This is a genomic window from Variovorax sp. FW301-JW7, from assembly GCF_058788795.1.
Map to the genome: position 1 here is coordinate 582,907 of NZ_JBYTBC010000003.1, position 26,168 is coordinate 609,074.

At 66.5% G+C, this 26,168-nt stretch carries 22 protein-coding genes and 3 tRNA genes; 15 read left to right on the top strand and 10 right to left on the bottom strand.

Annotated elements, in window-relative coordinates; translation table 11 throughout:
- Nucleotides 1–53: 53 nt before the first annotated feature.
- The 9 genes from tig (at nt 54) to AC3WQM_RS11185 (ending at nt 8,394) form a co-directional block, all read left to right on the top strand.
- The gene (gene tig, locus AC3WQM_RS11145) at nt 54–1,367 is read left to right on the top strand and encodes a trigger factor (protein ID WP_062475844.1); all 1,314 of its coding nucleotides are present in this window, start codon (nt 54–56) and stop codon (nt 1,365–1,367) included.
- A 123-nt stretch (nt 1,368–1,490) separates the two neighbouring features.
- Nucleotides 1,491–2,099, top strand: a complete 609-nt coding sequence (gene clpP / locus AC3WQM_RS11150) for an ATP-dependent Clp endopeptidase proteolytic subunit ClpP (RefSeq protein ID WP_062475843.1) — start codon at nt 1,491–1,493, stop codon at nt 2,097–2,099.
- A gap of 110 nt (nt 2,100–2,209) precedes the next feature.
- Nucleotides 2,210–3,478, top strand: coding sequence for an ATP-dependent Clp protease ATP-binding subunit ClpX (clpX, locus tag AC3WQM_RS11155; protein ID WP_062475840.1), 1,269 nt, complete (start codon nt 2,210–2,212; stop codon nt 3,476–3,478).
- Between the two features lie 15 nt (nt 3,479–3,493).
- The gene (gene lon / locus AC3WQM_RS11160; protein ID WP_489056975.1) at nt 3,494–5,935 is read left to right on the top strand and encodes an endopeptidase La; all 2,442 of its coding nucleotides are present in this window, start codon (nt 3,494–3,496) and stop codon (nt 5,933–5,935) included.
- Nucleotides 5,936–5,996: 61 nt separating this feature from the next.
- A tRNA-Gly gene (locus AC3WQM_RS11165) sits at nt 5,997–6,072 on the top strand.
- A gap of 63 nt (nt 6,073–6,135) precedes the next feature.
- Nucleotides 6,136–6,209 (top strand) — tRNA-Cys (locus AC3WQM_RS11170).
- A 98-nt stretch (nt 6,210–6,307) separates the two neighbouring features.
- Nucleotides 6,308–6,399 (top strand) — tRNA-Leu (locus tag AC3WQM_RS11175).
- Nucleotides 6,400–6,422: 23 nt separating this feature from the next.
- Nucleotides 6,423–7,061: a DUF6806 family protein gene (locus AC3WQM_RS11180; protein WP_492678699.1), complete on the top strand. Its 639-nt coding sequence runs from the start codon at nt 6,423–6,425 to the stop codon at nt 7,059–7,061.
- Nucleotides 7,062–7,089: 28 nt separating this feature from the next.
- Nucleotides 7,090–8,394: an MFS transporter gene (locus tag AC3WQM_RS11185; RefSeq protein ID WP_492678701.1), complete on the top strand. Its 1,305-nt coding sequence runs from the start codon at nt 7,090–7,092 to the stop codon at nt 8,392–8,394.
- A gap of 10 nt (nt 8,395–8,404) precedes the next feature.
- Here the strand turns inward: AC3WQM_RS11185 and AC3WQM_RS11190 are convergent, their stop codons facing one another.
- From AC3WQM_RS11190 to proV, 7 genes are all read right to left on the bottom strand, one after another.
- Nucleotides 8,405–10,600 (bottom strand): Ig-like domain-containing domain, encoded by a 2,196-nt coding sequence (locus tag AC3WQM_RS11190; RefSeq protein ID WP_492678703.1) that lies wholly within the window; start codon nt 10,598–10,600, stop codon nt 8,405–8,407.
- Between the two features lie 89 nt (nt 10,601–10,689).
- A complete protein-coding gene (locus AC3WQM_RS11195) occupies nt 10,690–11,478 on the bottom strand; it encodes a PA3715 family protein (protein WP_492678705.1) in 789 nt (262 codons plus the stop codon).
- Nucleotides 11,479–11,495: 17 nt separating this feature from the next.
- Nucleotides 11,496–12,308 (bottom strand): glutamate racemase, encoded by an 813-nt coding sequence (gene murI, locus AC3WQM_RS11200; protein ID WP_492678707.1) that lies wholly within the window; start codon nt 12,306–12,308, stop codon nt 11,496–11,498.
- Nucleotides 12,305–13,858 carry a fumarate hydratase gene (locus AC3WQM_RS11205; RefSeq protein WP_492678709.1) on the bottom strand — a complete coding sequence of 518 codons (1,554 nt, stop codon included), beginning with the start codon at nt 13,856–13,858 and terminating at the stop codon, nt 12,305–12,307. The genes murI and AC3WQM_RS11205 overlap by 4 nt, the downstream gene beginning before the upstream one ends.
- 103 nt (nt 13,859–13,961) lie before the next feature.
- On the bottom strand, nt 13,962–14,972 hold the full coding sequence (gene proX, locus AC3WQM_RS11210) for a glycine betaine/L-proline ABC transporter substrate-binding protein ProX (RefSeq protein ID WP_492678711.1): 1,011 nt from the start codon (nt 14,970–14,972) through the stop codon (nt 13,962–13,964).
- Nucleotides 14,973–14,994: 22 nt separating this feature from the next.
- Nucleotides 14,995–16,179, bottom strand: coding sequence for a glycine betaine/L-proline ABC transporter permease ProW (gene proW / locus AC3WQM_RS11215; protein WP_492678713.1), 1,185 nt, complete (start codon nt 16,177–16,179; stop codon nt 14,995–14,997).
- Nucleotides 16,180–16,200: 21 nt separating this feature from the next.
- Nucleotides 16,201–17,454 carry a glycine betaine/L-proline ABC transporter ATP-binding protein ProV gene (gene proV / locus AC3WQM_RS11220; protein ID WP_354343532.1) on the bottom strand — a complete coding sequence of 418 codons (1,254 nt, stop codon included), beginning with the start codon at nt 17,452–17,454 and terminating at the stop codon, nt 16,201–16,203.
- 556 nt (nt 17,455–18,010) lie between these two features.
- Between proV and fumC the strand changes: the two genes are divergently transcribed.
- Nucleotides 18,011–19,408, top strand: a complete 1,398-nt coding sequence (fumC, locus tag AC3WQM_RS11225; RefSeq protein ID WP_492678715.1) for a class II fumarate hydratase — start codon at nt 18,011–18,013, stop codon at nt 19,406–19,408.
- A gap of 66 nt (nt 19,409–19,474) precedes the next feature.
- Here fumC and AC3WQM_RS11230 read toward each other — a convergent pair whose 3' ends face one another.
- On the bottom strand, nt 19,475–20,092 hold the full coding sequence (locus AC3WQM_RS11230; protein WP_492678717.1) for an NAD(P)-dependent oxidoreductase: 618 nt from the start codon (nt 20,090–20,092) through the stop codon (nt 19,475–19,477).
- 107 nt (nt 20,093–20,199) lie between these two features.
- Here AC3WQM_RS11230 and AC3WQM_RS11235 point away from each other — a divergent pair, with 107 nt between their 5' ends.
- The gene (locus AC3WQM_RS11235; protein WP_307693783.1) at nt 20,200–21,108 is read left to right on the top strand and encodes a LysR family transcriptional regulator; all 909 of its coding nucleotides are present in this window, start codon (nt 20,200–20,202) and stop codon (nt 21,106–21,108) included.
- 7 nt (nt 21,109–21,115) lie between these two features.
- Here the strand turns inward: AC3WQM_RS11235 and AC3WQM_RS11240 are convergent, their stop codons facing one another.
- Complete coding sequence (locus AC3WQM_RS11240; RefSeq protein ID WP_492678719.1) at nt 21,116–21,751, bottom strand: YqhA family protein; 636 nt, start codon at nt 21,749–21,751, stop codon at nt 21,116–21,118.
- 153 nt (nt 21,752–21,904) lie between these two features.
- Between AC3WQM_RS11240 and acs the strand changes: the two genes are divergently transcribed.
- Nucleotides 21,905–23,902 (top strand): acetate--CoA ligase, encoded by a 1,998-nt coding sequence (gene acs, locus AC3WQM_RS11245; protein ID WP_492678721.1) that lies wholly within the window; start codon nt 21,905–21,907, stop codon nt 23,900–23,902.
- A gap of 198 nt (nt 23,903–24,100) precedes the next feature.
- Nucleotides 24,101–24,601: a Signal transduction histidine kinase gene (locus tag AC3WQM_RS11250; RefSeq protein ID WP_070060479.1), complete on the top strand. Its 501-nt coding sequence runs from the start codon at nt 24,101–24,103 to the stop codon at nt 24,599–24,601.
- 30 nt (nt 24,602–24,631) lie between these two features.
- Here AC3WQM_RS11250 and AC3WQM_RS11255 read toward each other — a convergent pair whose 3' ends face one another.
- Nucleotides 24,632–24,937: a c-type cytochrome gene (locus AC3WQM_RS11255; RefSeq protein ID WP_062482639.1), complete on the bottom strand. Its 306-nt coding sequence runs from the start codon at nt 24,935–24,937 to the stop codon at nt 24,632–24,634.
- A 105-nt stretch (nt 24,938–25,042) separates the two neighbouring features.
- On the opposite strand from AC3WQM_RS11255, the gene AC3WQM_RS11260 reads away from it, so the two are divergent.
- Together AC3WQM_RS11260 and AC3WQM_RS11265 are read left to right on the top strand one after the other, a co-directional pair.
- Nucleotides 25,043–25,300 carry a TIGR04438 family Trp-rich protein gene (locus tag AC3WQM_RS11260; RefSeq protein ID WP_492678723.1) on the top strand — a complete coding sequence of 86 codons (258 nt, stop codon included), beginning with the start codon at nt 25,043–25,045 and terminating at the stop codon, nt 25,298–25,300.
- 46 nt (nt 25,301–25,346) lie between these two features.
- Nucleotides 25,347–26,165 (top strand): DUF3592 domain-containing protein, encoded by an 819-nt coding sequence (locus AC3WQM_RS11265; protein ID WP_492678725.1) that lies wholly within the window; start codon nt 25,347–25,349, stop codon nt 26,163–26,165.
- Nucleotides 26,166–26,168: the final 3 nt, after the last annotated feature.

A 26,168-nucleotide genomic window follows, 5' to 3' on the forward strand; every position in this document is an offset into this window, starting at 1 on the left:
TATTGATTAAAAGATGCAGGCCCGCGCACCAGCCCCCTTACCAGGAAGACATCATGACCGTGAACGTTGAAACTCTCGAGAAGCTCGAACGCAAGATCACGCTGACCCTGCCGGTCGGCACCATCCAGAACGAAGTCGATTCGCGCCTCAAGAAGCTCGCGCGCACCGTCAAGATGGACGGCTTCCGTCCCGGCAAGGTGCCGATGAACGTCGTGGCCCAGCGCTACGGCTACTCGGTGCACTACGAAGTCATGAACGACAAGGTCGGCGAGGCCTTCTCGCAAGCCGCGAACGAAGCCAAGCTGCGTGTCGCCGGCCAGCCCCGCATCACCGAGAAGGAAGAGTCGCCCGAAGGCCAGCTCGCCTTCGACGCGGTCTTCGAAGTGTTCCCCGAAGTCAAGATCAACGACCTGTCGGGCGCTGAAGTCGAGAAGCTGTCGGCCGAAGTCGGCGACGAAGCCATCGACAAGACCCTGGACATCCTGCGCAAGCAGCGCCGTACCTTCGCCCAGCGCGCGCAAGACGCCGTGGCCGAAGACAACGACCGCGTGACGGTCGACTTCGAAGGCAAGATCGACGGCGAGCCCTTCCAGGGCGGCAAGGCCGAAGACTTCCAGTTCGTCGTCGGCGAAGGCCAGATGCTCAAGGAATTCGAAGACGCCGTGCGCGGCATGAAGTCCGGCGACAGCCGCACCTTCCCGCTGTCGTTCCCGGCCGACTACCACGGCAAGGACGTGGCCGGCAAGCAAGCCGACTTCATGGTCACCGTGAAGAAGATCGAAGCCTCGCACCTGCCCGAAGTCAACGAGCAGCTGGCCAAGTCGCTCGGCATCGCCGAAGCCACCGTGGAAGGCCTGCGCGCCGACATCAAGCGCAACCTCGAGCGCGAAGTGAAGTTCCGCCTGCTGGCCCGCAACAAGAACGCCGTGATGGACGCCCTGGTGGCCAACGCCGAACTCGACCTGCCGAACGCCAGCGTGCAGTCGGAAGTCGCCCGCATGATCGACGGCGCCCGCGCCGAGCTCAAGCAGCGCGGCATCAAGGACGCCGACAAGGCCCCGATCCCCGAAGAAGTGTTCCGCCCGCAAGCCGAGCGCCGCGTGCGCCTGGGCCTGGTCGTGGCCGAGCTGGTGCGTGCCAACGAACTGCAGGCCAAGCCCGAGCAGATCAAGGCCCACATCGACGAGCTGGCCGCCAGCTACGAGAAGCCGCAAGACGTCGTGCGTTGGTACTTCAGCGACAACAACCGCCTGGCGGAAGTCGAAGCCGTGGTCATCGAGAACAACGTGACCGACTTCGTGCTGGGCAAGGCCAAGGTCAACGAAAAGTCGGTGTCGTTCGACGAACTGATGGCACAGCAGCAGTAAGCTGGTTTCCGTCGCTGCATGCAGCAACGCCGATGGGGCTTGTGCTTTGCGGCACGAGCCCCATTTCACTCAGGCGTACAGTTCAATCAGAGCGAACGAATCCATTTTCCGGAGAGCAAATTCATGAGCGCACAGGAAATTCAAGGCCTCGGCATGATCCCGATGGTCGTCGAGCAGTCGGGCCGCGGCGAGCGGTCGTACGACATCTACTCGCGTCTCCTCAAGGAACGCATCATCTTCCTGGTGGGCGAGGTCAACGACCAGACCGCCAACCTCGTGGTGGCCCAGCTGCTGTTCCTCGAGAGCGAGAACCCGGACAAGGACATTTCGTTCTACATCAACTCCCCGGGCGGCAGCGTGAGCGCCGGCATGGCGATCTACGACACCATGCAGTTCATCAAGCCGTCGGTGTCGACCATGTGCCTGGGCTTCGCGGCCAGCATGGGCGCCTTCCTGCTGGCAGCCGGCGAGAAGGGCAAGCGTTTCTCGCTGCCCAACTCGAAGATCATGATCCACCAGGTGCTCGGCGGCGCTCGCGGCCAGGCCACCGACATCGAAATCCATGCGCGCGACATCCTGCGCACCAAGGACCAGATGAACCGCATCCTGGCCGAACGCACTGGCCAGCCGCTGGAAAAGGTCAAGTCGGACACCGAGCGCGACTACTTCCTGACCGCCGACGAGGCCAAGGATTACGGCCTGGTCGACCAGGTCGTCTCCCAGCGCGGTTAAAGCCGCCCGGCGCCGCGGGCGCCAGAATGGCAAAAACGGCGTTTCCCACACGGGAAACGCCGTTTTTGTTTAGTTATCATTGTCCATACCCTGTCACGAGGCAAAAGTCCATGGCCGAAAAAAAAGGCACCTCCAGCGAAAAAACGCTTTATTGCTCGTTCTGCGGCAAGAGCCAGCATGAGGTCAAGAAGCTGATCGCGGGCCCTTCGGTCTTCATCTGCGACGAATGCATCGACCTGTGCAACGAGATCATCCGTGACGAGCTGCCGGCCGGTGAGGAAGCGCGCGACGCGCGCAGCGACCTGCCCACGCCGCTGGAGATCAAGACCAACCTCGACAACTACGTGATCGGCCAGGAGCCGGCCAAGCGCATGCTGTCGGTGGCCGTCTACAACCACTACAAGCGCCTGCGCCACAAGGAAAAGAACACCAAGGGCGACGAGGTCGAGCTCAGCAAGAGCAACATCCTCTTGATCGGCCCTACGGGTTCGGGCAAGACGCTGCTGGCGCAAACGCTGGCGCGCATGCTCGACGTGCCCTTCGTGATGGCCGACGCCACCACGCTGACCGAAGCCGGCTACGTGGGCGAAGACGTCGAGAACATCATCCAGAAGCTGCTGCAAAGCTGCAACTACGAGGTGGAGCGCGCCCAGCGCGGCATCGTCTACATCGACGAAATCGACAAGATCTCGCGCAAATCCGACAACCCCTCGATCACGCGCGACGTGTCGGGCGAGGGCGTGCAGCAGGCGCTGCTCAAGCTCATCGAAGGCACCATGGCCAGCGTGCCGCCCCAGGGCGGGCGCAAGCACCCGAACCAGGACTTTCTGCAGATCGACACGACCAACATCCTGTTCATCTGCGGCGGTGCCTTTGCCGGCCTCGAGAAGGTCATCGAAAACCGCACCGAGGCCTCGGGTATCGGCTTCGGCGCCGCGGTCAAGAGCAAGGCTCAGCGCAGCATCACCGAGGTGTTCCGCGAAGTCGAGCCCGAAGACCTGATCAAGTTCGGCCTGATCCCCGAACTCGTGGGTCGCATGCCCGTGGTCGCCTCGCTGGCCGAACTGAGCGAAGACGCGCTGGTGCAGATCCTGACCGAGCCCAAGAATGCGGTGGTGAAGCAGTTCACCAAGCTGCTGCAGATGGAAGGCGTGGACCTCGAAATCCGTCCCGCGGCGCTCAAGGCGATCGCACGCAAGGCCCTGGCCCGCAAGACCGGCGCGCGCGGCCTGCGCTCGATCCTTGAACAGTCGCTGATCGACACCATGTTCGAATTGCCGAACGCGACCAATGTCGACAAGGTGGTGGTCGAGGAATCGACCATCGACGAAAACAAGCCCCCGCTGCTCGTGTACCGCGAAACGGCGAAAAAGGCCTAAAGGACAAGGACGCTCATGTCTGGTCATACCCCATTGCCCCCCGAAGCCCTCGACCTGCCGCTGCTGCCGCTGCGGGACGTCGTGGTGTTTCCCCACATGGTGATCCCGCTCTTCGTGGGTCGCCCGAAGAGCATCAAGGCGCTCGAGCTGGCGATGGAGGCCGAGCGCCGCATCATGCTGGTGGCCCAGAAGGCCGCCGCCAAGGACGAGCCCTCGGTCGAGGACATGTTCGAGGTCGGCTGCGTCTCGACGATCCTGCAGATGCTCAAGCTGCCCGACGGCACCGTGAAGGTGCTGGTCGAAGGCCAGCAGCGCGCCCGCGTGAACCGCATCGATGACGGCGAAACCCATTTCTCGGCCAACGTGACGCCCGTCGAGGCGCCCGAAGGCGGCGAGAAGGGTACCGAGGTCGAGGCCCTGCGTCGCGCCGTGATGCAGCAGTTCGACCAGTACGTCAAACTGAACAAGAAGATCCCGCCCGAGATCCTCACCTCGATCTCGAGCATCGACGACGCTGGCCGCCTGGCCGACACCATCGCCGCCCACCTGCCGCTCAAGCTGGACAACAAGCAGGCCGTGCTCGACCTCGACGACGTCAAGGCGCGACTGGAAAACCTGTTCGGCCAGCTCGAGCGCGAAGTCGACATCCTGAATGTCGACAAGAAGATCCGCGGCCGCGTGAAGCGCCAGATGGAGAAGAACCAGCGCGACTTCTACCTCAACGAGCAGGTCAAGGCCATCCAGAAGGAGCTCGGCGAAGGCGAAGAGGGCGCGGACATCGAGGAGATCGAAAAGAAGATCAAGCTCGCCAAGATGTCCAAGGAAGGCCTGAAGAAGGCCGAGGGCGAGCTCAAGAAGCTCAAGCTCATGTCGCCCATGTCGGCCGAAGCCACGGTGGTGCGCAACTACATCGACGTGCTCATCGCCCTGCCGTGGAGCAAGAAGACCAAGATCAAGCACGACCTGGCCAATGCCGAGGCCGTGCTCAATGCCGACCATTACGGCCTCGAGAAGGTCAAGGACCGCATCCTTGAATATCTTGCGGTGCAGCAACGCGTCGACAAGGTGAAGGCGCCCATCCTGTGCCTCGTGGGCCCGCCGGGTGTCGGCAAGACCTCGCTGGGGCAGTCGATCGCGAAAGCGACCGGCCGCAAGTACACCCGCATGGCGCTGGGCGGCATGCGCGACGAAGCTGAAATTCGCGGCCACCGCCGCACCTACATCGGCGCACTGCCGGGCAAGGTGCTGCAGGGGCTGAGCAAGATCGGCACGCGCAATCCGCTGTTCCTGCTCGACGAGATCGACAAGCTGGGCACCGACTTCCGTGGCGACCCGTCGAGCGCGCTGCTCGAAGTGCTCGACCCGGAGCAGAACCACACCTTCGGCGACCACTACGTGGAAGTCGACTTCGACCTGAGCGACGTCATGTTCGTCGCCACCTCGAACTCGATGAACATCCCGCCGGCGCTGCTGGACCGCATGGAAGTCATCCGTCTCTCGGGCTACACCGAGGACGAGAAGACCAACATCGCGATCAAGTACCTGCTGCCCAAGCAGTTGAAGAACAACGGCGTGAAGGACGACGAACTGGCCGTCACCGAATCCGCCGTGCGCGACATCGTTCGCTACTACACGCGTGAAGCCGGCGTGCGTTCGCTGGAGCGCGAGCTGTCCAAGATCTGCCGCAAGGTGGTGAAGGGCCTGCTGCTCAAGCAACTGACGCCCAAGGTCACGGTCGACAGCGAGAACCTCAACGAGTTCCTCGGCGTGCGCAAGTACAGCTTCGGCCTGGCCGAGAAGCAGAACCAGGTCGGCCAGGTGGTCGGCCTTGCCTGGACCGAGGTCGGCGGCGATCTGCTGACGATCGAAGCGGTCACCATGCCCGGCAAGGGCGTGATCAGCCGCACGGGTTCGCTGGGCGACGTGATGAAGGAATCGGTCGAGGCCGCACGCACCGTGGTGCGCAGCCGCTCGCGCCGACTGGGCATCAAGGACGAGGTGTTCGAGAAGCGCGACATCCACATCCACGTGCCCGACGGCGCGACGCCCAAGGACGGCCCGAGCGCTGGTGCGGCGATGACGACGGCCTTCGTGTCGGCACTCACGGGCATCCCGGTGCGTGCCGACGTCGCGATGACCGGCGAGATCACGCTGCGCGGCGAGGTCACGGCCATCGGCGGCCTGAAGGAAAAGCTGCTGGCCGCACTGCGCGGCGGCATCAAGACCGTGCTGATCCCCGAAGAGAACGCCAAGGATCTGCAGGACATTCCCGAGAACGTGAAGAACGGCCTCGAGATCGTGCCGGTGAAGTGGATCGACAAGGTGCTCGAGATCGCGCTCGAGAAGATGCCTGAGCCGCTGTCCGACGAAGAGGTGGCCGCATCGGCTGCTGCGGTGGCCGAACTGGCCAAGCAGCGGGCGGGCGCGCCGGCTTCCGAAGGCTCGGTCAAGCATTGATCGATTGATTGCAGAACTTGTGAAGCCTCAAAAAACTGGTATATAATTTGAGGCTCGAAACGCGGGAATAGCTCAGTTGGTAGAGCGCAACCTTGCCAAGGTTGAGGTCGAGAGTTCGAGACTCTTTTCCCGCTCCAGTTTTGAAAAAGGGAAGCAAGCAGCTTCCCTTTTTTTCGCAGTTCGATTTCGTTATTCAGCGTGGCGCGATAGCAAAGCGGTTATGCAACGGATTGCAAATCCGTCTAGCCCGGTTCGACTCCGGGTCGCGCCTCCACTCTCTCATCAAGACCGATCGGCTCCGATACGCAAGCCCCGCCAACCGACGTTGCCGGGGCTTGTTTCATTTGGGTTATCGTCGATGTTCAACCTGTGGCCCGGATGGTGAAATTGGTAGACACATCGGACTTAAAATCCGCCGCTTCCTTGATCGGGGCATACGGGTTCGACCCCCGTTCCGGGTACCACCATATTTACAAGGGAGTATTTGATGCCTCGCTACAACGCTCCATTTGAGATCCATGTGCATGGCGATGTGCCGCTGCGCGCGGACGCGAGCTTCGAGCAAATCCAGGAGGCGCTGAAGCCGCTCTGGAAATACGCGGGCGCCAAATCGCTGGCCGACGGTGCCACCAGCACCTACGAAGAAGAACCGGGCATTCGCTTCGAGCAAAAGGATCACACCCTGCAGATCTGCTGGACCGTGCCGGGCGACGAAGACTTCCGCCAGGCGCTCGACGAGATGTGCATGGCCCTGAACGAACTCTCCGAGCGCGGCGCCGCCATCGAGGTCACCTTCTACGACACCGATTTCGACGAAGAAGAGGGCGACCCCGACGAAGAGTCGCGCGACGACTTCCTGATGTTGTTCGTGGGCCCCAATCCGGCCGCGATCATGCAGGTGCAGCGCGACCTGCTGGTCGAAGACGTGGTCAACCTCATGGAACGCCACTTCGACGGCGCCGAGCTGGGCGGCGTGGTCGCCGAGATCGATCGCCTCTTCAGCGACCGTTTCGATGCCCTCGTGAACTCGCTCGAAATCGGCAAGCGCCCGCGCGGCACCGGCGGTGCCGGCGGCGGCAGCGGTGGTGGTCACGGCGGTGGCCGTCGCCCGCGCCACCTGCACTGATCCTTCACCCCGCCCGGTTCCAGGCCGCATGGCCCTGTTCCCAGCCTCCGCGTTGCGCCCCGGCGTGCGCAAGCGCGAGGTGTTCGGCTGGGCGATGTACGACTTCGCGAACTCGGGCTACACCACGGTCGTGATCACGGCGGTGTTCGCCGCCTACTTCGTCGGCGGCATCGCCAAGGGCGCGCCATGGGCCACCTTTGCGTGGACCGCGGCCCTCAGCACCTCGTACGCCATCGTGATGCTCACGATGCCCGCCATTGGTGCCTGGGCCGACCTGCACGCCGCCAAGAAGCGCGTGCTGGTCATGACGACCGCGGGCTGCGTGCTCGCCACCGCGGCGCTCGCACTCACGCCGGGCTTCGCGGGCGGGGCGATGGGCGTCGCGTTCGCGGTGGCGCTGGTGATCGTCTCCAACGCGTTCTATTCCTACGGCGAGTCGCTGACCGGCGCCTTCCTGCCCGAGCTGGCAACGGCCGAAGGCATGGGCAAGGTGAGCGGCTGGGGCTGGGCCTTCGGCTATGTCGGCGGCATGCTGGCGTTGGGGCTGTGCCTGGCCTACGTGCTGTGGTCGCAGGCGCGCGGGTTGCCGGCGGCGCACTTCGTGCCGGTCACGATGCTGATCACCGCGGCGATCTACGGCGTGGCCGCCTGCGTCACCTTCGCGCTGCTGCCCGAACGCGCCGTGCCGCAGGCGAGTCGCGGCCAGGACAGCGCCTGGAAGCAGCTGCGCGCCACGTTCCAGCAGGCGCGCGCCTACCGCGACTTCATGTGGCTGCTGGTCTGCACCGTCTGCTACCAGGGCGGCGTGGCGGTCGCGATCACGCTGGCCGCGATCTACGCCGAGCAGGTGATCGGCTTCGTCGCGAGCGAGACGATGGTGCTGATCTTCGTGCTCAACATCGCGGCCGCGCTCGGCGCCTTCGCCTTCGGCTACGTGCAGGACCGCATCGGCCACAAGGTGTCGCTGGCCGCGACGCTGCTCGCGTGGATTGCGGTGTGCGTGATCGCCGCATGGGTCACGACCAAGGGCGGCTTCTGGTGGGCCGCCGCCATCGCGGGGCTGGCGATGGGCTCGAGCCAGTCGGCCGGGCGCGCGATGACGGGCTATCTGGCGCCGCCGCAGCAGCTCGCCGAATTCTTCGGCCTCTGGACCTTCGCCACGCGCCTGGCCAGCATCATCGGCCCGCTGAGCTTCGGCGCCATCACCTGGGCCACGGGCGGCAACCAGCGCATCGCGATCCTCTCGACGGCCGTGCTGTTCATCGGCGGGCTGTTGCTGCTGCTGCCGATCGACATGCAACGCGGCCGCAAGGCCGCGCTGCAGGCGCGCTAGTCAACGACGCTCAGGGCAGCTTGTCGCCGAACAGGCTGTCGCGCGTGAGCGGGTAGCCCGCTTCCGGCGCGTAACACTGGACCCAGTTCGCCGGGTTCTTCACACGCGCCGCGAAGGCCGCCAGGTTCGAGCGGTCGAGCGAGCCGATGTAGATCGAGTTGGTCTGGTTGAGCGGATCGACCGTGAAGCTGAACGCCGTGCCGGCCGTCGTGAGTGCATCGGGAATGCTGCCTGCCTTGCCGCCGAGCGTGATGCTCGCGAGGTAGTTGCCGACCGATGTGATCTCTCCAGCCTTGCCTTCGCCCAGGCCCTTGATGGTGCCGCCCGCGATGGCGTAGATGGTTTCCGACTTGCCGATGCCGCCAGGCGAGCCGAGCGTGTAGCCGATGTCCGCGATCGGGCTGCCCACGACGTCGGTCTGGATGGTCACGATGGTGCCGGCCGGCAGGTTCTGGTTCGCGGTCCAGAAGTAGGCCGTTTCCTTGGTGTTGCCGGTGAATTCGGCCGTGCCGTCGCCGCGGTCGCGGTCGGTGAACAGCACCTGCGTCCCGCCGTTCACCGCCTTCAGCAGCACGAAGGCATAGGCGTCGGGCGCCTCGGCGTTGGCGGCCATGAAGAGCAGGTCGCCGGCCGCCAGTGGCGTGGGCGTGCCGGCCGTCGTGAAGCCCAGCGTCGCCGTGTCGTTGATGCCCGCGAAGGCGTTGCCGGCGGCGTCGGTGATGGCGTTGACATCGACCGTGACGTAGTAGCCGGCGTTCATCGCGAGCCTGGCCGTGGGCACCAGCGTCAGCACGTTGAACGCCACCTGCACGCGCGCGGCGGGGCTGTTGGCGTGGAAGGTCTCGACCACCGTGCCGTCAGCCGCATGCAGCACGATGCGCCCGGACCCGAGGCGCACCGCCTCGTTGAACGACAGGATGATCGAGGTGTCGAGGTTGACGCCCACGCGGCCGGCAGGCGGCGACGCCTTCTGCAGCTTCGGTGCGGCCGTGTCGACCCACGGCGCGCCCAGGCGCACGACGAAGCCGTCGAACTTCTGCTCGGCGGCGGGCAGGTCCTTCGAGGCCGTCTTGCCGTCCCACTTGGTGTCGCCGTTGTCCAGCAGCAGCTGCACCTGCGTACCGGCCTTCACCGGGCCCGGCACCTCGACGACCGATTCGAAGCTGCCGCCCGTGGCCTTGCGCAGCGCGTCGAGGTCGTTCGACAGCTCAACCGGCGCGCTGTTCGGATTGCCGTCCCAGGCGAACAGGGCGAAGTTGCGGTCGACCTCCGGCACCGCGGCGCCCGCCGGGCCCGCGACGATCAGGTAGTTGCCGTCGGTGCCCTTGTCGATCGAGCGGATGCCGCGACCGCCCAGCTCCAGTTCGATGGGCGCGCCGAAGACGGCCTGGGTGGCGGTGCCGGCCATCAGCGCGGCGTGGTTCTGCAGCGGCACGATCAGCGCCTTGGCGCGCACCGAGGCGCCGGTCTGCGGCGCACGGAAGCCCAGCCACAGGGCGGTGTCGCCCGGCGCGCTGGTCAGGCCTTCGATCGAGAAGCCGTCGACGCGCTCCGGCACGACGCCGGCGGCGGCCGACACGGCAAAGCCGAAGTGGTCGGCGCCGAGCCCGTGGGCGTTGCCTTTGTCCCAGGCGATGAGCTGCGCTTCGAGCAGCGAGAACTGGCCCACGTAGTCGAACGTGGTGGCCGCGCCCGTGCCGCCGACCTTCACCGCGAAGAGGTGCGAACGGTCGGCCGCTGCGTCGCCGCCGTCTTTCTTGTTGCTGTTGGAGCCGGTGAAGTACAGCGTGTCGCCGATGCGCGTGCCGGCTTCGAGGTCGAGCTCCTTGGCGAGCTTGGGGCCTTCGAGCTTGTAGCTCCATTCCTTCACCGCGGCGCCGCCGGCGCGCGGGTACACGCGCAGCACGTTTGCTTCGTCGTCCGCCACCAGCATGAAGTCGCCGGGCAGGGCGAGGGCGGTCGATGCGTCGGACGAGCCTTCGGTGGTGCCTGCGTTGGGCGTGAACTGCGCCTTCGACACGAGCTGGTCGGGCTCGGGCTGCACCACGGCGGGCGGCGTGGTCGGCGGCGGGTTGGCGACCGGCGGGAAGAACCCGCTGAAGCCGCCGCCGTCACCGCCGCCGCAGGCAGCCAGCAGGATCGAGAGGGTGCCGGCGAGCAGCATGGGGCGGAAGGGGATGCGGGTCGGGTGGGAAAGCGAACTCATGGTGCGTGGCCGTTCTTTGAAACAAACCGCGCATGCTGTTGCTTTCGTATGACGGGTCCGTGAATGACCCGCCGGGTTTCAAGTGCGCCTCAGGGCGTCTGCTGCAGCGACTTGGACGCCTTGTAGCGCTCGCCGTCGTAACGCAGCGTCACGGTGCTGAACTTGGCGGGCAGCGCTTTTTCGACGCAGCCCTGGTCTTCCTGTTCCTGCGCGCGGCTTTGCACCAGCGTGCGCGACAGCTGCAGGTCGGCCAGGCCGTTGCTCGTGGTGCGCGCGACCGACAGCATGGTGCGCAGCTTCTCGAAGTGGCCGGTGCAGGTGGCGTCCCAGCCGCCGTTGTCGTGGTCGAGCTCGATCTCCTGCAGCACCTGGCGCAGCTTGTTGCCGTGCTGCACGTACAGGCGCACGGTCTCGCTGGCCTGCGGGCCCGAGGTCGTGCTGTTGCCGCGGTAGCGCACGCGCAGGCCGAAGGCGCGCGTGTCGGGCGACAGCACATAGCGCGAGGTGTCGACGCGGATTTCCTGGATCGAGGTGGTGGCGTCTTCATCGAGCGCCTCGGGCAGGAAGATCCGCCCGATCACCGTGTCGCGGTCGGTGTTGCCGTTGTCGGGCCGCTGGATCAGCAGCAGCGCCAGGTCGAAGACCTTGGCGCCCTTGTCCGTGGTCTCGCGCGGCATGGGCAGCACCACGATGCTGCGGCCGGGAAACGCCGGCCAGACCTTGCAGGCGGCCAGCCGCTCATCGAGCGGCTGCTTCGGATAAAGCTTGGCGTGCATGCGCTCGGCCAGCCCGCTTTCGCAGGCGGCGTGGCCCAGGCCGGCGGCCGAGGCCAGGCCCAGCAGGACCAGTGCATGACGCAGAAAGAAGAGGGCGCGCATTTGCTGGTGAGTGGATGTCAGGCTGCGTTCGCTGCCGGCACCGAAGCGCCTTGCACGCGCGCGGGCAACCAGCGCGCCGCGGCGGCTTCGAGCACCGCCAGGGCGCCGCTGCTCTCGAGCAGCAGCCCGCCTTCGCCGTTGTCATCTGCCAGCCGGCCGAGCGATGTCAGCACGCGACGCGTCTGCTGCGCGACCGGTGCGCCGGTGTCGATGAAGCGCAGCGTCGACGGTGCGTGGCGCTGCAGTTCGTCTTTCACGAGCGGATAGTGCGTGCAACCGAGCACCACGGTGTCGACCTCGCCTGGCCCGTCGCCGAAGGGGCCTGCTTCCGCCATGTAGCGCTCGCACAGCGCGGCGATGCCGGGGTTGTCGAAGCCTTCGATGGCCTTCACGAGGCCGTCGCACGGCACGGGCCGCACGGTCGTCGCGCCTGCGAAGGAATCGCGCAGCGCTGCATACCGGGCGCTGGCCAGCGTGCCGCGCGTGGCCAGCACCGCGATGTGGCCCGTGCGGCTCGTCGCCACGGCGGGCTTGAGCGCCGGCTCCAGGCCCACAATGGGCAGCGAGGGAAATTCGGCGCGCAGCACGTGGATCGCCGCCGTGGTGGCCGTGTTGCAGGCCACCACCAGCGCCTTGATGCCGTGCGCACGCAGCAGGTGTTCGACCACCTGGCGCGAGTGCGCGATGACGTAGGCGTCGCCGCGCTCGCCATACGGCGCATTCGCGGTGTCGGCGAAGTAGACGAAGCGTTCCGTCGGCAGCTCGGCCTGCAGCGCGGCGAGCGTGCTCAGCCCCCCGACGCCGCTGTCGAACACGCCGACCGGGCTCAAGCGACTTCCAGCGGAATGGTCTTGAACTCGCCGCTGGCGATGCGCTTTTGCCACTCGGCCGGGCCGGTGATGTGCGCGCTGGTGCCGCCGGCATCGACCGCCACCGTCACGGGCATGTCGACCACGTCGAATTCGTAGATGGCTTCCATGCCCAGGTCCGCAAAGCCCACCACCTTGGCGGTCTTGATGGCCTTGCTCACGAGGTAGGCGGCGCCGCCCACGGCCATGAGGTAGGCGCTCTTGTGCTTCTTGATGGCCTCGATGGCGACCGGGCCGCGCTCGGCCTTGCCGATCATGGCGATCAGGCCGGTTTCGGCCAGCATCATCTCGGTGAAGCCGTCCATGCGCGTGGCGGTGGTCGGGCCGGCGGGGCCCACGGCTTCGTTGCCAACTGGGTCGACCGGGCCGACGTAGTAGATGACGCGGTTCGTGAAATCGACCGGCAACTTCTCGCCCTTGGCCAGCATGTCCTGGATGCGCTTGTGCGCCGCGTCGCGGCCCGTGAGCATCTTGCCGTTCAGCAGGATCGTGTCGCCCGGCTTCCAGCTGGCCACTTCGGCGGGCGTGAGCTTGTTCAGGTCGACGCGCTTGCTCTTCTTTTCGTCGGGTGCCCAGTTCACGTCGGGCCACAGGTCGAGCGACGGCGGGTCGAGGTAGACCGGGCCGCTACCGTCCATCACGAAGTGCGCGTGGCGCGTGGCCGCGCAGTTGGGGATCATCGCCACGGGCTTGCTGGCCGCGTGCGTGGGGTACATCTGGATCTTGACGTCGAGCACGGTGGCCAGGCCGCCCAGGCCCTGCGCGCCGATGCCCAGGGCATTGACCTTCTCGAACAGTTCGAGGCGCAGTGCCTCGACCTTGCTGAGCTCGGCGCCCGAGGCGGCCTTGGCCTGCAGCTCGTGCATGTCCAGGTCGTCCATCAGGCTTTCCTTGGCCATCAACGCGGCCTTCTCGGCCGTGCCGCCGATGCCGATGCCCAGCATGCCCGGCGGGCACCAGCCGGCGCCCATGGTCGGCACCGTCTTGAGCACCCAGTCGACCACGCTGTCACCGGGGTTCAGCATGACCAGCTTGCTCTTGTTCTCGCTGCCGCCGCCCTTGGCGGCCACCGTCACTTCGACGGTGTTGCCGGGCACGATCTCGGTGAAGATCACCGCGGGCGTGTTGTCCTTGGTGTTCTTGCGATCGAACTGCGGGTCGCCCACGACCGAGGCGCGCAGCGTGTTGTCGGGGTGGTTGTAGCCGCGGCGCACGCCTTCGTTGATGGCGTCGTCCAGCGAGCCGGTGAAGCCGCCCCAGCGCACGTCCATGCCCACCTTGAGGAACACGTTGACGATGCCGGTGTCCTGGCAGATCGGGCGGTGGCCCGTGGCGCTCATCTTGCTGTTGGTCAGGATCTGCGCAATGGCGTCCTTGGCGGCGGGGCTCTGCTCGCGCTCGTAGGCCTTGGCCAAGTGGGCAATGTAGTCCGCGGGGTGGTAGTAGCTGATGTACTGGAGCGCGGCGCTGATCGATTCGATCAGGTCGGCCTGCTGGATCGTGGTCGTCATGGTGGGGAGTCTTCTTGGAGGGGGAACGCCCTCGATTATCTCAGCCACCGGTACCGCAGGCCGGCGCCGGGCGAAAGGGCGCCGGCGCGGGGGTGAGTCGGTGTTACCGGGCGGCGGCGCGCGCCTGCGCAATCCACCCATCGAACGTCGCCTGATGCACCCGAATCCACCCGTCGGTGTGGCGCGTCACGTCCTGCATGCTGTTCGCGCCTTCGCTCATGCGCAGGTTCTGCGCGTTGATGTCGCTGATCGGCAGCTTCATCACCTCGAACAGGCGGCCGGCGGCGGGGTTCTTCTCGATGAAGGCCCGGTTGGCGACGATGCGCTGCTCGTTGGCCAGAAAGCCGTAGTTGCGGCCATTGGGCAAGCGGGTGTCGACCTGCGCGCCGGCCTGCGCGGACGAGAACGGCACCTGCAGCCAGACCACGTCGGCACCAGGGCGCAGCACGGCGCTGACCCAGTAGGGCGTCCAGGTGTAGTAGAGGATCGGCTTGTCCTGCTTGAAGCGCGCGATGGTGTCGGCCATGAGCGCCGCGTAGCTGCCCTGCTTGTGGGTCACGCTGTCGCGCAGCTGGTAGGCGGCCAGGTGGCCTTCGATGGCCAGTTCGCAGCCCCAGCCGGGGTTGCAGCCGGTGAGGTCGGCCTTGCCGTCGCCGTCGGCGTCGAACAGCTTGGCAATCGCCGGGTCCTTCAGCTGCGCGAGGTTGGTGATGTTGTACTGCTCGGCGGTCTTGCGGTCGATCAGGTAGCCCTGCACCGCGCCGTCGGAGTACACGCCCTGGTGCCACAGCTTGGCGTCGCCGCCGCTGTTCTTGTAGAAGTCGGCGTGCAGCAGGCTCCAGTGATTGGCCATGAAGGTGGCGTCGCCGTTGGCAATGGCCAGGTGCTCGGTGGCGGGCTCCAGGTCCTTCATCGGCTCGACCGTGTAGCCGAGCTTCTCGAGCGCGCGCATCACCAGCAGCGTCTGGAAGGCTTCCTCGGCAAGCGAGCTTTTCAGCGGCTGCACGGTGATGCCCTGACCGGGCAGGTCGTTGGCGGCCTGCGCGGTCGCACCGAAGGCGACGAAGCCCAGCGCCAGGAGGCCGCGGGCAAGGAAGAGGCGGGTGGTCTTCATGCGTGGATGTCCTCCGGGGCGGTCAGTGCGCTGGCGTGGAAAGGGCGGGCACGGCGTCGTCGGCGTGCGAGTCGCGCGAGGGTGTGCCGAGAAGACGCTGCAGCGTGCGCAGCGCAAGGCCGGCCGGTCCCGTGTACCACCAGCGATGGCCGGCGCTGCGGCGCGACTTGCCCATGGCCTGCGTCAGGCGGTCCAGCGTGATCGCCAGCAGCACGATGCCCAGGCCGCCGACGGTGGCCAGGCCCATGTCGAGCCGGCCGATGCCGCGCAGCACCATCTGGCCCAGGCCGCCCACGGCGATCATCGAAGCGATCACCACCATCGACAGCGACAGCATCAGCGCCTGGTTGATGCCCGCCATGATCGAGGGCATGGCCAGCGGCAGCTTCACCTTCACGAGCATCTGCCAGGGCGAGGCGCCGTAGGCGCGCGCGGCCTCGATGAGGTCGGGGCGCACCTGGCGCAGGCCCAGGTTGGTCAGGCGCACCAGCGGGGCGAGCGCGAAGACGATGGTCACGATCACGCCCGGCACGTTGCCGATGCCGAACAGCATCACCACCGGCACGAGGTAGACGAAGGCCGGCGTGGTCTGCATCGCGTCGAGCACCGGGCGCATCACGCGCTGGGCCCGGTCGCTGCTGGCCAGCAGCACGCCCAGCGGCAGGCCGATGACCATGCAGAACACCAGCGAGGTCAGCACCAGCGACAGCGTGACCATGGCCTCGGGCCAGATGCCCAGCATGGTCACGAGCATCAGCGACACGACGGTGCCGACGGCCAGCGCGCGGCCGGCAAACTGCCAGGCGAGCAGGCCGATGAGCGCAATCATCGGCAGCGCGGGCAGGGCAGTGAGCAGGCCCTGCACCGAGTTGAGCGTGCTGTCGATCGGCAGGCGCACGGTCTGGAAGAAGGGGCGGAAGTGCTCCACCACCCAGCCCAGGCCCTGGTTGATCCAGGCCTCGACGGGCAGCGAGCCGTCCCACAGGCGGTGCAGCGCGAAGCCATTGGTGGCGGTGTCGGCCTGCCCCGCGAGGGCGTGCGCGGCGTTCGCCGGCGCGTCGAGCCAGGCGCTGGCGGTCGAGGTGTCAGGTGCGGCCGAGATCGCTTCCCACGGATCGAGGGCAACAGGGGGCGCGGCGGGCGTGTCCAGGACGGGGGTGTCCAGCAGGGGCGCGTTCAGGTCGGAAGGCAATGTGGTGTCGTTCATCGTTCAAGGTCCTTCGTGGATTCAGTGCGGCTCGGCGGCGAGTGCGGGGGCGGCGTGCGGCGAGACGGGTTCGATCGGCGGCGTGTCGCGGTCGAGGAACTTGAGCAGCGTCGTCTTGCTGATCGCGCCGCAGAAGCGGCCGTCGCCGGCCACGACCGGCAGGGCGCACGGCGCCTGCGCGAGCTGGCCGATGAGACCGGCCACGGGGGCTTCGGCGTCGATGCGCGGCAGGTCCTCGAGGAAGGCGTGCTGCAAGCCGAGCGGACCCGAATGCCCGTCGAGCGCACCGCGCAGCGTGTCGGCCGAGACCACGCCCAGGAAGCGCTTGGTCGGGCTGGTCACGTAGGCGAAGTCGCGGTCCTGGTCTTCGAGCAGCTTGAGCGCCGCGCGCGCGCCGCGCTCGGGGTGCTCGCACACCACGGTGAGCGACTTGCGCGCGATGTCGGCCGCCTTGAACACCGCCGCCGCGTCCACGCCGCGCACGAAGCTGCGCACGTAGTCGTCGGCAGGCGTGCGCAAGATTTCGTCGGGCGTGCCGACCTGGATCACGTGGCCGTCCTTCATGATCGCGATGCGGTCGCCGATGCGCATGGCTTCGTCCAGGTCGTGCGAGATGAAGACGATGGTGCGCCGCTGCACCTGCTGCAGCCGCAGCAGCTCCGACTGCATCTCGGTGCGGATGATCGGGTCGAGCGCCGAGAAGGCCTCGTCCATCAGCAGGATCGACGGGTCGGACGCCAGCGCGCGCGCCAGGCCCACGCGCTGCTGCATGCCGCCCGAGAGCTCGTCGGGGTAGCTGTCGCCCCAGCCCGAAAGGCCCACCTGCGCGAGCGCCAGGTCGGCCTGCGCGAGACGGTCTTTCTTGCGCGTGCCCGACAGTTCCAGGCCGAAGGCGGTGTTCTCGCGCACCGTCATGTGCGGCATCAGCGCGAACGACTGGAACACCATGCTGATGTCCTTGCGGCGCAGCGCGCGCAGCTTGCTGTCGGAATGCTCGTTGATGTCGGCGCCGTCGATCACGATGCGCCCGGCGGTCGGCTCGATCAGCCGGTTCAGAAGGCGCACCAGCGTCGACTTGCCAGAGCCCGACAGGCCCATGATCACGAAGATCTCGCCGGCCTGGATCTCGAAGGTGGCATCGAACACGCCGATCGACTGGCCGGTCTTCGCCAGGATGTCCTTCTTGGAAAAACCTTGGCGGACCAGCTCGAGGGCTTGTTCGGGCGAATCGCCGAACACCTTGAAGACATGGTCGATGAGAATTCCTTTGGCCATATGCCGGGGCTCCTTGAGTGAAGGGTGGACACAGCACCGCCCCGAAGGGCGGCAACGGCCACGCCATCAGCCCGATGAGGGAGCTGCCCGACAGCGCGCATGAAGATTGCGCATGCGCATGCAATGGCCCGGCGAGCCCCGAGGGCTGCCGACAGGCACTGAAGACGACTTGGCGACGAAGCCAGTGCCCGCCGGATGCTTCATTCGCAGACAACGGGCCTGGTCGAGGGGCGCCGCCTGGATGAGCGTGACGTGGCAATGGGGCCGGAAAAAAGATCCGGCCGGTTTGCCGGGCTGGGCCCGGCGTGAAGGGCCTTGCACCGCGACGGGATTCGCTGATCCGCGAGTAGTGCAAGGGTGACCAACATGACTTGTTGGTCGTCGGAAGCCGCTAATTATAACTTTTTGGCATGACGCGAGTCAACCCGCAGGCGTATCGTGTCTGTGGGACCCGGGCGAAAGGCCTCCTCAGATGCGAGCCATTCTTATCGAGACCATACTCGGCATCGCGCCCGATAAGCGGCGCAACCATCCAAGACTGCGGAGCCTTTTTCTCATGACGACTTCTCCCAAGACCCGTGCCGAGCGCGACACCTTCGGCCCGATCGACGTGCCAGCCGACAAGCTGTGGGGCGCGCAAACGCAGCGCTCGCTGCAGAACTTCGACATCTCCGGCGAACAACAGCCGCGCGAGATCATCAAGGCACTGGCCCAGGTCAAGCGCGCATCGGCGGTGGTCAACCACGCGCTGGGCCTGCAGGACGAGAAGAAGACCCACGCCATCGTGGCCGCGGCCGACGAGGTCATTGCCGGCAAGCACCCGGGCGAGTTCCCGCTGGTGGTCTGGCAGACCGGCTCGGGCACGCAGAGCAACATGAACGTCAACGAGGTGCTGGCCAACCGCGCCAGCGAACTGCTGGGCGGCGAGCGCGGGGAAGGGCGCCTGGTGCACCCGAACGACGACGTGAACCGCAGCCAGTCGAGCAATGACGTGTTCCCCACCGCCATGCACGTGGCGGCCGTCGAGGCCATCACGCACAAGCTGCTGCCCGCCATCGCCAAGCTGCGCGGCACGCTGGCGAAGAAGGCCGAAGACTTCGCCGACATCGTGAAGATCGGCCGCACCCACCTGCAGGACGCCACGCCGCTCACGCTGGGCCAGGAGTTCTCGGGCTACGTGGCGCAGCTGGCGCACGGCGAGGCGCACGTGCGCGCCGCGCTGCCGCACCTGTGCGAACTGGCGCTGGGCGGCACGGCCGTCGGTACGGGCCTCAACGCACCCAAGGGCTATGCGGAGCAGGTCGCGGCCGAACTCGCGAAGCTCACGAGCCTGCCGTTCGTGACCGCGCCGAACAAGTTCGAAGCCATGGCCAGCGTCGACGCGCTGGTGCATGCCCACGGCGCGCTGAAGACGCTCGCCGCCAGCATGAACAAGATCGCCAACGACGTGCGCTGGCTCGCGAGCGGCCCGCGCAGCGGCATCGGCGAACTGAGCATTCCCGAGAACGAGCCGGGCTCGTCGATCATGCCGGGCAAGGTCAACCCGACCCAGAGCGAGGCCGTGACGATGCTGGCCGCGCAGGTGTTCGGCAACGATGTCGCCATCAACATCGGCGGCGCGTCGGGCAACTTCGAACTGAACGTGTTCCGCCCGATGGTGGCGCACAACTTCCTGCAGAGCGCGCGCCTGCTGGCCGATGGCATGGTGAGCTTCAACGACCACTGCGCCGTGGGCATCGAGCCGAACCGCGAGCGCATCACGGAGCTGGTGCAGCGCTCGCTGATGCTGGTGACGGCGCTGAACACGCACATCGGCTACGACAAGTCGGCCTACATTGCGAAGAAGGCGCACAAGGAAGGCACGAGCCTGCGCGAGGCGGCGATTGCGTCGGGGCATCTCACGGCCGAGCAGTTCGATGCGTGGGTGGTGCCGGAGAACATGACCGGTCGCTGATCCGCTCCGCAACCCCCAATGGAAAAAAGGACCCGCGAGGGTCCTTTTTCGTTGCCGGCCGGTCGATCAGTAGCCGATCGTGTAGCGCTGGCGCGAGTGTGCGGGCTTCTCGAGTTCGTCGATGAACGCGATCGCGTAGTCCTCGAACGTGATCCAGCTGCGGCCTTCGGCGCTCACCAGCAGGTCGTCCTTGCCGAGGCGGAACTTGCCGGTGCGCTCGCCCTCGACGAATTCGGCGGAGGGCGACAGGAAGGTCCAGTCGAGGTCCTTCTCGCTGCGCAGTGCGTCCAGGAACACGCCGCCGGCCGTGGCTTCGGCGCGGTAGGCATCGGGGAAGTTCGGCGTGTCGATCACCTTCAGGCCGGGCGCCGCGAACAGGCTGCCGGCGCCGCCGACCACCAGCAGGCGCTTCACGCCCGCGCGCTTCACGGGCCCGATGACGGCCGCGGGCGGCACGGTGGCGAAGTGCGCCGCGCTGAACACGGCGTCATGGCCGGCCACGGCCTTTTCGAGGGCGGCGGCGTCGAGCGCGTCGACATCGACGGTCTTGACGTTGGCACGGCCGGCCAGCTTCGCGCTGGCATGGCGGGCGATGGCCGTCACGGTGTGGCCGCGGCGCAGCGCTTCTTCGAGAAGGCGGCCGCCGGCACGTCCGGTGGCGCCGAGGATGGCGATGTGGCTCATGAGGGACTCCAGTCAAAAGTTGGGAAGGGGATGAACCGCATCTTAGGTTTCTGGTTTCGAAAGAAATACCTCGAATTCCGCGCTTCTTTATTCCTAAAATCGTTCGAATGGACCGATTGAACGCAATGCGGGTGTTCGTGACCGTGGTGGACGCGGGCAGCCTCTCGGCCGCGGCCGACAAGCTCGACCTGTCGCGCCCGGTGGTCACGCGCTACGTGGCCGAACTGGAGCAATGGACCGGCGCACGCCTGCTGCACCGCACGACGCGACGCCTGAGCCTCACGGCGGCGGGCGAAGAGCTGCTGCCGCGCTGCCGCCAGGTGCTGGAGCTTGCGGGCGACATGCAGGCGGCGGTGCGCCATCCGGCCGAGGCGCCGAGCGGGCAGCTGCGCATCACCGCCAGCACCTCGTTCGCGCAGGCGCAGCTGGCCGGCGCGGTGGCCGACTACGTGCGGCGTTATCCGGGCGTGGCGGTGGACCTGGTGCTGCTCGATCGCGCGGTGAACCTGGTGGACGAGCGCATCGACCTCGCCATCCGCGTGTCGTCCGAGATCGATCCGAACCTCATCGCGCGCCGGCTCTCGGTGTGCCGTTCGGTGGTCTGCGCAACGCCCGATTACCTGAAGGCACACGGCCAGCCGCAGCGCGTGGAAGAGCTGGCGCAGCGCAACTGCCTCACGCATTCGTATTTCGGCCGCAGCCTGTGGAACTTCACGCGCAAGGCCGACGGCCTGCCGGTCTCGGTGGCCGTGGCCGGCAACCTCTCGACCAACGACGCGGCCAGCCTGATGGCGCTGGCGCGGGCCGGGGCGGGCATCGCGATGCTGCCCACCTATCTGACGTCGGGGTTGCTGCAATCGGGCGAGCTGGTGTCGCTCTTTCCCGATCACGAGCCGCAGGTGCTGGGGGTGTATGCGGTGTACGCCTCGCGCAAGCACATGCCGTCTGCGCTGCGCACCTTGCTCGATTTCCTGGCCGAGCGCTTCACCGAAGTGCCGGCCTGGGATGTGGCCTAACCGGCCCTCAGTGGTGGGCGTTGGCGGCGGCCGCCTCGTTCATCAGCTTGTCGGTGTAGGCGATGGCCATGGCCGAGAACAGGAACGCGATGTGGATCACGGTCTGCGCGATCAGCACCTTGTCGGTGTAGTTGTCCGCGTTGATGAAGGTCTTGAGCAGGTGGATCGAGCTGATGCCGATGATGGCGGTGGCCAGCTTCACCTTGAGCACCGAGGCGTTCACGTGGCTCAGCCACTCGGGCTGGTCCTGGTGGCCTTCGAGGTCCATGCGGCTCACGAAGGTCTCGTAGCCGCCCACGATCACCATGATCAGCAGGTTGGAGATCATCACCACGTCGATCAGCGCCAGCACCACCAGCATGATCACCGTCTCGTTGAGCGAGCCGACGGGGGCGGTGGTCTTGTAGCCGATGCTCGAGATCAGGGCCTGCAGCGCGTCCTTGTTGCCGAAGGCGGCTTTGACCAGGTGCAGCAGCTCGACCAGGAAGTGCACCACGTACACACCCTGCGCCACGATCAGCCCCAGGTACAGCGGCAGCTGCAGCCAGCGGCTCGCGAAGATGAGCCGGGGCAGGGGCTTCAGCGGGGAACTGCGCGCTGGTACGGGCGCGTTCCGGGCGTCGAAAGGATCGGGGGCGGACATGGGGAGTAAGAAGACAGGTGTAAAAAGTCGGGCGATTCTAGAGGTCTCCCAGTGACGCACTCGTGATAACCCTGCGAACTAACATCGACCCCGTCAGTGGCCCGTAAGTGCGTGCCCCGACATTACGGCCGCATTCAATCAGGAGACAAGAGCATGAGCAGCGCATCGAAGAACATTGAATCCGTCCTGGTCGAGAACCGAGTGTTCCCGCCCGACGCCCGCGCCACCGAAGGCGCCCGCATTGCCGGCATGGCCGCCTACGAGGCGCTGTGCAAGGAAGCCGAACAGGACTTCGAAGGCTTCTGGACCCGGCTGGCCAAGGACAACCTGCAGTGGACGAAGCCCTTCACCCGCACCCTGGACGAATCGAAGGCGCCGTTCTACGAATGGTTCGGCGACGGTGAACTCAACGCCAGCGCCAACTGCCTGGACAAGCACATCGGCACTCCGGTCGAGAACAAGACCGCTATCGTCTTCGAAGCCGACGACGGCACCGTTACCCGCGTCACCTACAAGGAACTGCTGGCCCGCGTGAGCCAGTTCGCCAACGCGCTGAAAGCGCAGGGCATTAAAAAGGGCGATCGCGTCATCATCTACATGCCGATGACCATCGAAGGCGTGGTCGCCATGCAGGCCTGCGCGCGCATCGGCGCCACCCACAGCGTGGTGTTCGGCGGCTTCTCGGCCAAGGCGCTGCAGGAACGCATCATCGACGCGGGCGCCGTGGCCGTCATCACCGCCAACTACCAGCTGCGCGGCGGCAAGGAACTGCCGCTCAAAGCCATCGTGGACGACGGCATCGCGCTGGGCGGCTGCGACACGCTCAAGACCGTGCTCGTGTACGAGCGCACGTCCAGCGCGTGGAACCGCGTCGAGGGCCGCGACAAGACCTTCACCGAAGCGCTGGCCGGGCAGAGCACCGAGTGCGCGCCCGTGCCGGTCAATGCCGAGCACCCGCTGTTCATCCTCTACACCTCGGGCTCCACCGGCAAGCCCAAGGGCGTGCAGCACGCCACCGGCGGCTACCTGCTGTGGGCCAAGCTCACGATGGACTGGACCTTCGACATCCGCCCCGAAGACCTGTTCTGGTGCACCGCCGACATCGGCTGGATCACCGGCCACACCTACGTTGCCTACGGCCCACTCGCGGCCGGCGCCACGCAGGTCGTGTTCGAAGGCATCCCCACCTTCCCGCATGCGGGCCGCTTCTGGGAAATGATCCAGAAGCACAAGGTCTCGATCTTCTATACCGCGCCCACCGCCATCCGCTCGCTCATCAAGGCGGCCGAAGGCGACGAGAAGGTGCACCCGAAGAACTGGGACCTGACCAGCCTGCGCATCCTCGGCTCGGTCGGCGAGCCGATCAATCCCGAAGCGTGGATGTGGTACCACCGGAACATCGGCGGCGAGCGCTGCCCGATCGTCGACACCTTCTGGCAGACCGAAACGGGCGGCCACGTCATCACGCCGCTGCCGGGCGCCACGCCGCTGGTGCCGGGCTCGTGCACCTTGCCGCTGCCAGGCATCATGGCCGCCATCGTCGACGAGACGGGCAAGGACCTGCCCAACGGCGCGGGCGGCATGCTGGTCATCAAGCGACCCTGGCCCTCGATGATCCGCACGATCTGGAACGACCCCGAGCGCTTCAAGAAGAGCTACTTCCCCGAAGAGATGGGCGGCACGATTTACCTCGCCGGCGACGGCGCGGTGCGCAGTGCCGACCGCGGCTACTTCCGCATCACGGGCCGCATTGACGACGTGCTCAACGTGTCGGGCCACCGCCTGGGCACGATGGAGATCGAATCGGCGCTGGTGTCCAAGACCGACCTCGTGGCCGAAGCCGCGGTGGTGGGGCGTCCCGACGACGTGACGGGCGAGGCCGTGTGCGCCTTCGTCGTGCTCAAGCGCGCGCGCCCGACCGGCGAAGAAGCCAAGCAGATCGCGAATGAGCTGCGTGCCTGGGTCGCCAAGGAAATCGGCCCCATCGCCAAGCCCAAGGACATCCGCTTCGGCGACAACCTGCCCAAGACGCGCAGCGGCAAGATCATGCGGCGCCTGCTGCGCAGCATTGCCAAGGGCGAGGCGATCACGCAGGACACGTCGACGCTCGAGAACCCGGCGATCCTCGACCAGTTGTCCGAGACGAACTGAACCCTGGGTTGGCCGAATCCGGCCAATCCGGAACAGTTGTCACGAACGCGCTGTACAGAGGTGTAGGACATGGCCGTTTGTGCGGCCATGTGCACCAAAGCGGCCTCCTGGCTGAGGTAAAACCGATGTCGTCACCGCGTGCCATGACAGGCGCGCGGTCTTTGTCATCGTGATCGGTTGTTTGCAAGGAGGCGCCACATGGGCGTGAGATCCGCTTTTCTTTTTGTCATCGTGCTGCTCATCGCGGGGCTTGCCGCGCTGAACTGGGGCACGTTGTCCGCACCCACTGACGTGTGGCTCGGCTTCATGAGCGTGTCGGCGCCGCTGGGGCTGATCATGCTGGGGCTCACGGCCGTGCTCGCGGCCTTCTTCCTCGTGTACGTGCTGTACCTGCACAGCTCGGTGCTGCTGGAGACCAAGCGCCACACGAAGGAAATGCAGACCCAGCGCGACCTCGCCGACAAGGCCGAGGCCTCGCGCTTCACCGAGCTGCGCAACTTCCTGGAAGCGCAGGAGAAGCAGCACATGTCGCACAACGCCGACCGGCACACGGCGCTGCTGGCGCGCATGGATCAGCTGGAAAGCGCGGTCAAGCTGCGTTCGGACCAGACCGACAACACGGTGGCCGCGCACATCGGGCAGCTCGAGGACCGCATCGAGCGCCGCCCGCTGCCCAGCGACATCAACCCGAGCATCTGACCGGGCGTGTCGCGCGCTTCGTTTCTCTGATTACTTCGTCGACAACACCCAGGCCGCGAGCTTCTTCGCATCGGCTTCGCTGACCTGGTTGTTGGCCGGCATCGGCACCGGGCCCCACACGCCCGAGCCGCCCTTGATGATCTTGGTGGCCAGCGTGTTGGCCGCACCCTTGTCGTCCTTGTACTTGGCCGCGATGTCCTTGAACGACGGCCCGAGCACCTTGCGTTCGACCGCGTGGCAGCTCATGCAGTTCTTCGACGTGGCAAGGGCCAGGTCGGCAAAGGCGGGCGCCGCGAGACCGAGGCCCAGGGCTGCCATCAACATCGTTCTTTTCATGGGGCTGTTTTCGTAAGGGCTGAGTTACATTCGATCAACGCGATTGTAGGTAGCGCGGTGCACACGCACCGGCGGCGATACCGACCAACTCGGAGGGTATTCGCGATGTGGTTTCTGCTCTTGGGCCTGCTTGGTATAGCCCTCAAATATTTCGAAGTGGGCATGGTCGCCGGCTGGAGCTGGTGGATCGTGCTGAGCCCGTTCGCGCTGGCGCTGGCATGGTGGGCCTGGGCCGATTCGTCGGGCTACACCAAGCGCAAGGTCATCGAGCGCGAAGAGCGGCGCAAGCAGGCGCGCATCGATCGCCATAAGACCAACATGGGCCTTCGCACCAGCAACGGGCAACAGCGCCCGCGCCGCTGACCCCGCGGCCTCGTCACCCGCGCCGCATGCCGACAGGACGCGCGCCATGGACGACGAAGCCGCCACCCACGCCTTGCTCGTCTTCGGGCTGTCGCTGCTGGTCGGGCCGGCCGTCGGCGCGCTGGTCGGGCGTTTCAAGAGCTTCTTCTGGGGCGCCGGCGTCGGCGCCTTGCTGATCGGCTGCGCCGGCCTGTACGGCGCGGTCACGGTGGGCTGGCAGCGCTACCAGTCGATCGCGGGCACGGTCAGCACGCAGGGCAGCCTGGTCGAGTTCGTGGAAGAGCGCAGCAAGGACAGCAAGGGCTACGTCACCACCACGCGCGCGCCTGTCGTCGAATACACCGCCGCCGACGGGCAGAAGCGCCGCGTTAAAGGCCTGGGCGGCAGCCTGTCGGACAAGGAGTGGGGCGATGCGGTCGAGGTGCGCTACAGCACCGCCGACCCGGCCCAGGCCCTGGTGGCCGACTTCCAGAACATGTGGGGCATCGTCTGGGGGCTGGGCCTCTTCGGCGGCTTCCCGACGATGTTCGGCCTGTTCTTCACCGGCATGGCGCTCAAGGAAGGCCGCAGGGGCCGGCCGGCGCCGGTGCGCGAACCGACGCCCACGCAGAAGAAATGGCGCACGCGCGGCACGGTGCTGGCGAACGTGGTGTTCCTGGCCGGCTTCGCGCTGGTGTTTCTCTATCCCGACGACAGTGCGATGAAGCAGTTCGGTGCGGGTTTTCTCACCATCGGCGCGGGGGCGCTGCTGCACTTCGTCGTGCAGAGCTTTCCCCCGGCGATGGATTTCGAAGCCCGGGCCATCTTCGCGATCGTAGGTCTAGGCTTTGTCGCCTTCGGCTACGGCGCGTGGATGATGGGCTGATGC

What these genes read in the sequence shown, in the direction of transcription:
- lon (WP_489056975.1), top strand. Translation starts at nt 3,494, where the DNA reads ATGTCTGGTCATACCCCATTGCCCCCCGAAGCCCTCGACCTGCCGCTG.
- AC3WQM_RS11235 (WP_307693783.1), top strand. Translation starts at nt 20,200, where the DNA reads ATGGACCGATTGAACGCAATGCGGGTGTTCGTGACCGTGGTGGACGCG.
- clpX (WP_062475840.1), top strand. Translation starts at nt 2,210, where the DNA reads ATGGCCGAAAAAAAAGGCACCTCCAGCGAAAAAACGCTTTATTGCTCG.
- fumC (WP_492678715.1), top strand. Translation starts at nt 18,011, where the DNA reads ATGACGACTTCTCCCAAGACCCGTGCCGAGCGCGACACCTTCGGCCCG.
- AC3WQM_RS11265 (WP_492678725.1), top strand. Translation starts at nt 25,347, where the DNA reads ATGGACGACGAAGCCGCCACCCACGCCTTGCTCGTCTTCGGGCTGTCG.
- AC3WQM_RS11250 (WP_070060479.1), top strand. Translation starts at nt 24,101, where the DNA reads ATGGGCGTGAGATCCGCTTTTCTTTTTGTCATCGTGCTGCTCATCGCG.
- AC3WQM_RS11180 (WP_492678699.1), top strand. Translation starts at nt 6,423, where the DNA reads ATGCCTCGCTACAACGCTCCATTTGAGATCCATGTGCATGGCGATGTG.
- acs (WP_492678721.1), top strand. Translation starts at nt 21,905, where the DNA reads ATGAGCAGCGCATCGAAGAACATTGAATCCGTCCTGGTCGAGAACCGA.
- AC3WQM_RS11255 (WP_062482639.1), bottom strand. Translation starts at nt 24,937, where the DNA reads ATGAAAAGAACGATGTTGATGGCAGCCCTGGGCCTCGGTCTCGCGGCG.
- AC3WQM_RS11230 (WP_492678717.1), bottom strand. Translation starts at nt 20,092, where the DNA reads ATGAGCCACATCGCCATCCTCGGCGCCACCGGACGTGCCGGCGGCCGC.
- AC3WQM_RS11205 (WP_492678709.1), bottom strand. Translation starts at nt 13,858, where the DNA reads ATGACGACCACGATCCAGCAGGCCGACCTGATCGAATCGATCAGCGCC.
- AC3WQM_RS11195 (WP_492678705.1), bottom strand. Translation starts at nt 11,478, where the DNA reads ATGCGCGCCCTCTTCTTTCTGCGTCATGCACTGGTCCTGCTGGGCCTG.
- AC3WQM_RS11190 (WP_492678703.1), bottom strand. Translation starts at nt 10,600, where the DNA reads ATGAGTTCGCTTTCCCACCCGACCCGCATCCCCTTCCGCCCCATGCTG.
- AC3WQM_RS11185 (WP_492678701.1), top strand. Translation starts at nt 7,090, where the DNA reads ATGGCCCTGTTCCCAGCCTCCGCGTTGCGCCCCGGCGTGCGCAAGCGC.
- clpP (WP_062475843.1), top strand. Translation starts at nt 1,491, where the DNA reads ATGAGCGCACAGGAAATTCAAGGCCTCGGCATGATCCCGATGGTCGTC.
- tig (WP_062475844.1), top strand. Translation starts at nt 54, where the DNA reads ATGACCGTGAACGTTGAAACTCTCGAGAAGCTCGAACGCAAGATCACG.
- proW (WP_492678713.1), bottom strand. Translation starts at nt 16,179, where the DNA reads ATGAACGACACCACATTGCCTTCCGACCTGAACGCGCCCCTGCTGGAC.
- proX (WP_492678711.1), bottom strand. Translation starts at nt 14,972, where the DNA reads ATGAAGACCACCCGCCTCTTCCTTGCCCGCGGCCTCCTGGCGCTGGGC.
- AC3WQM_RS11240 (WP_492678719.1), bottom strand. Translation starts at nt 21,751, where the DNA reads ATGTCCGCCCCCGATCCTTTCGACGCCCGGAACGCGCCCGTACCAGCG.
- AC3WQM_RS11260 (WP_492678723.1), top strand. Translation starts at nt 25,043, where the DNA reads ATGTGGTTTCTGCTCTTGGGCCTGCTTGGTATAGCCCTCAAATATTTC.
- proV (WP_354343532.1), bottom strand. Translation starts at nt 17,454, where the DNA reads ATGGCCAAAGGAATTCTCATCGACCATGTCTTCAAGGTGTTCGGCGAT.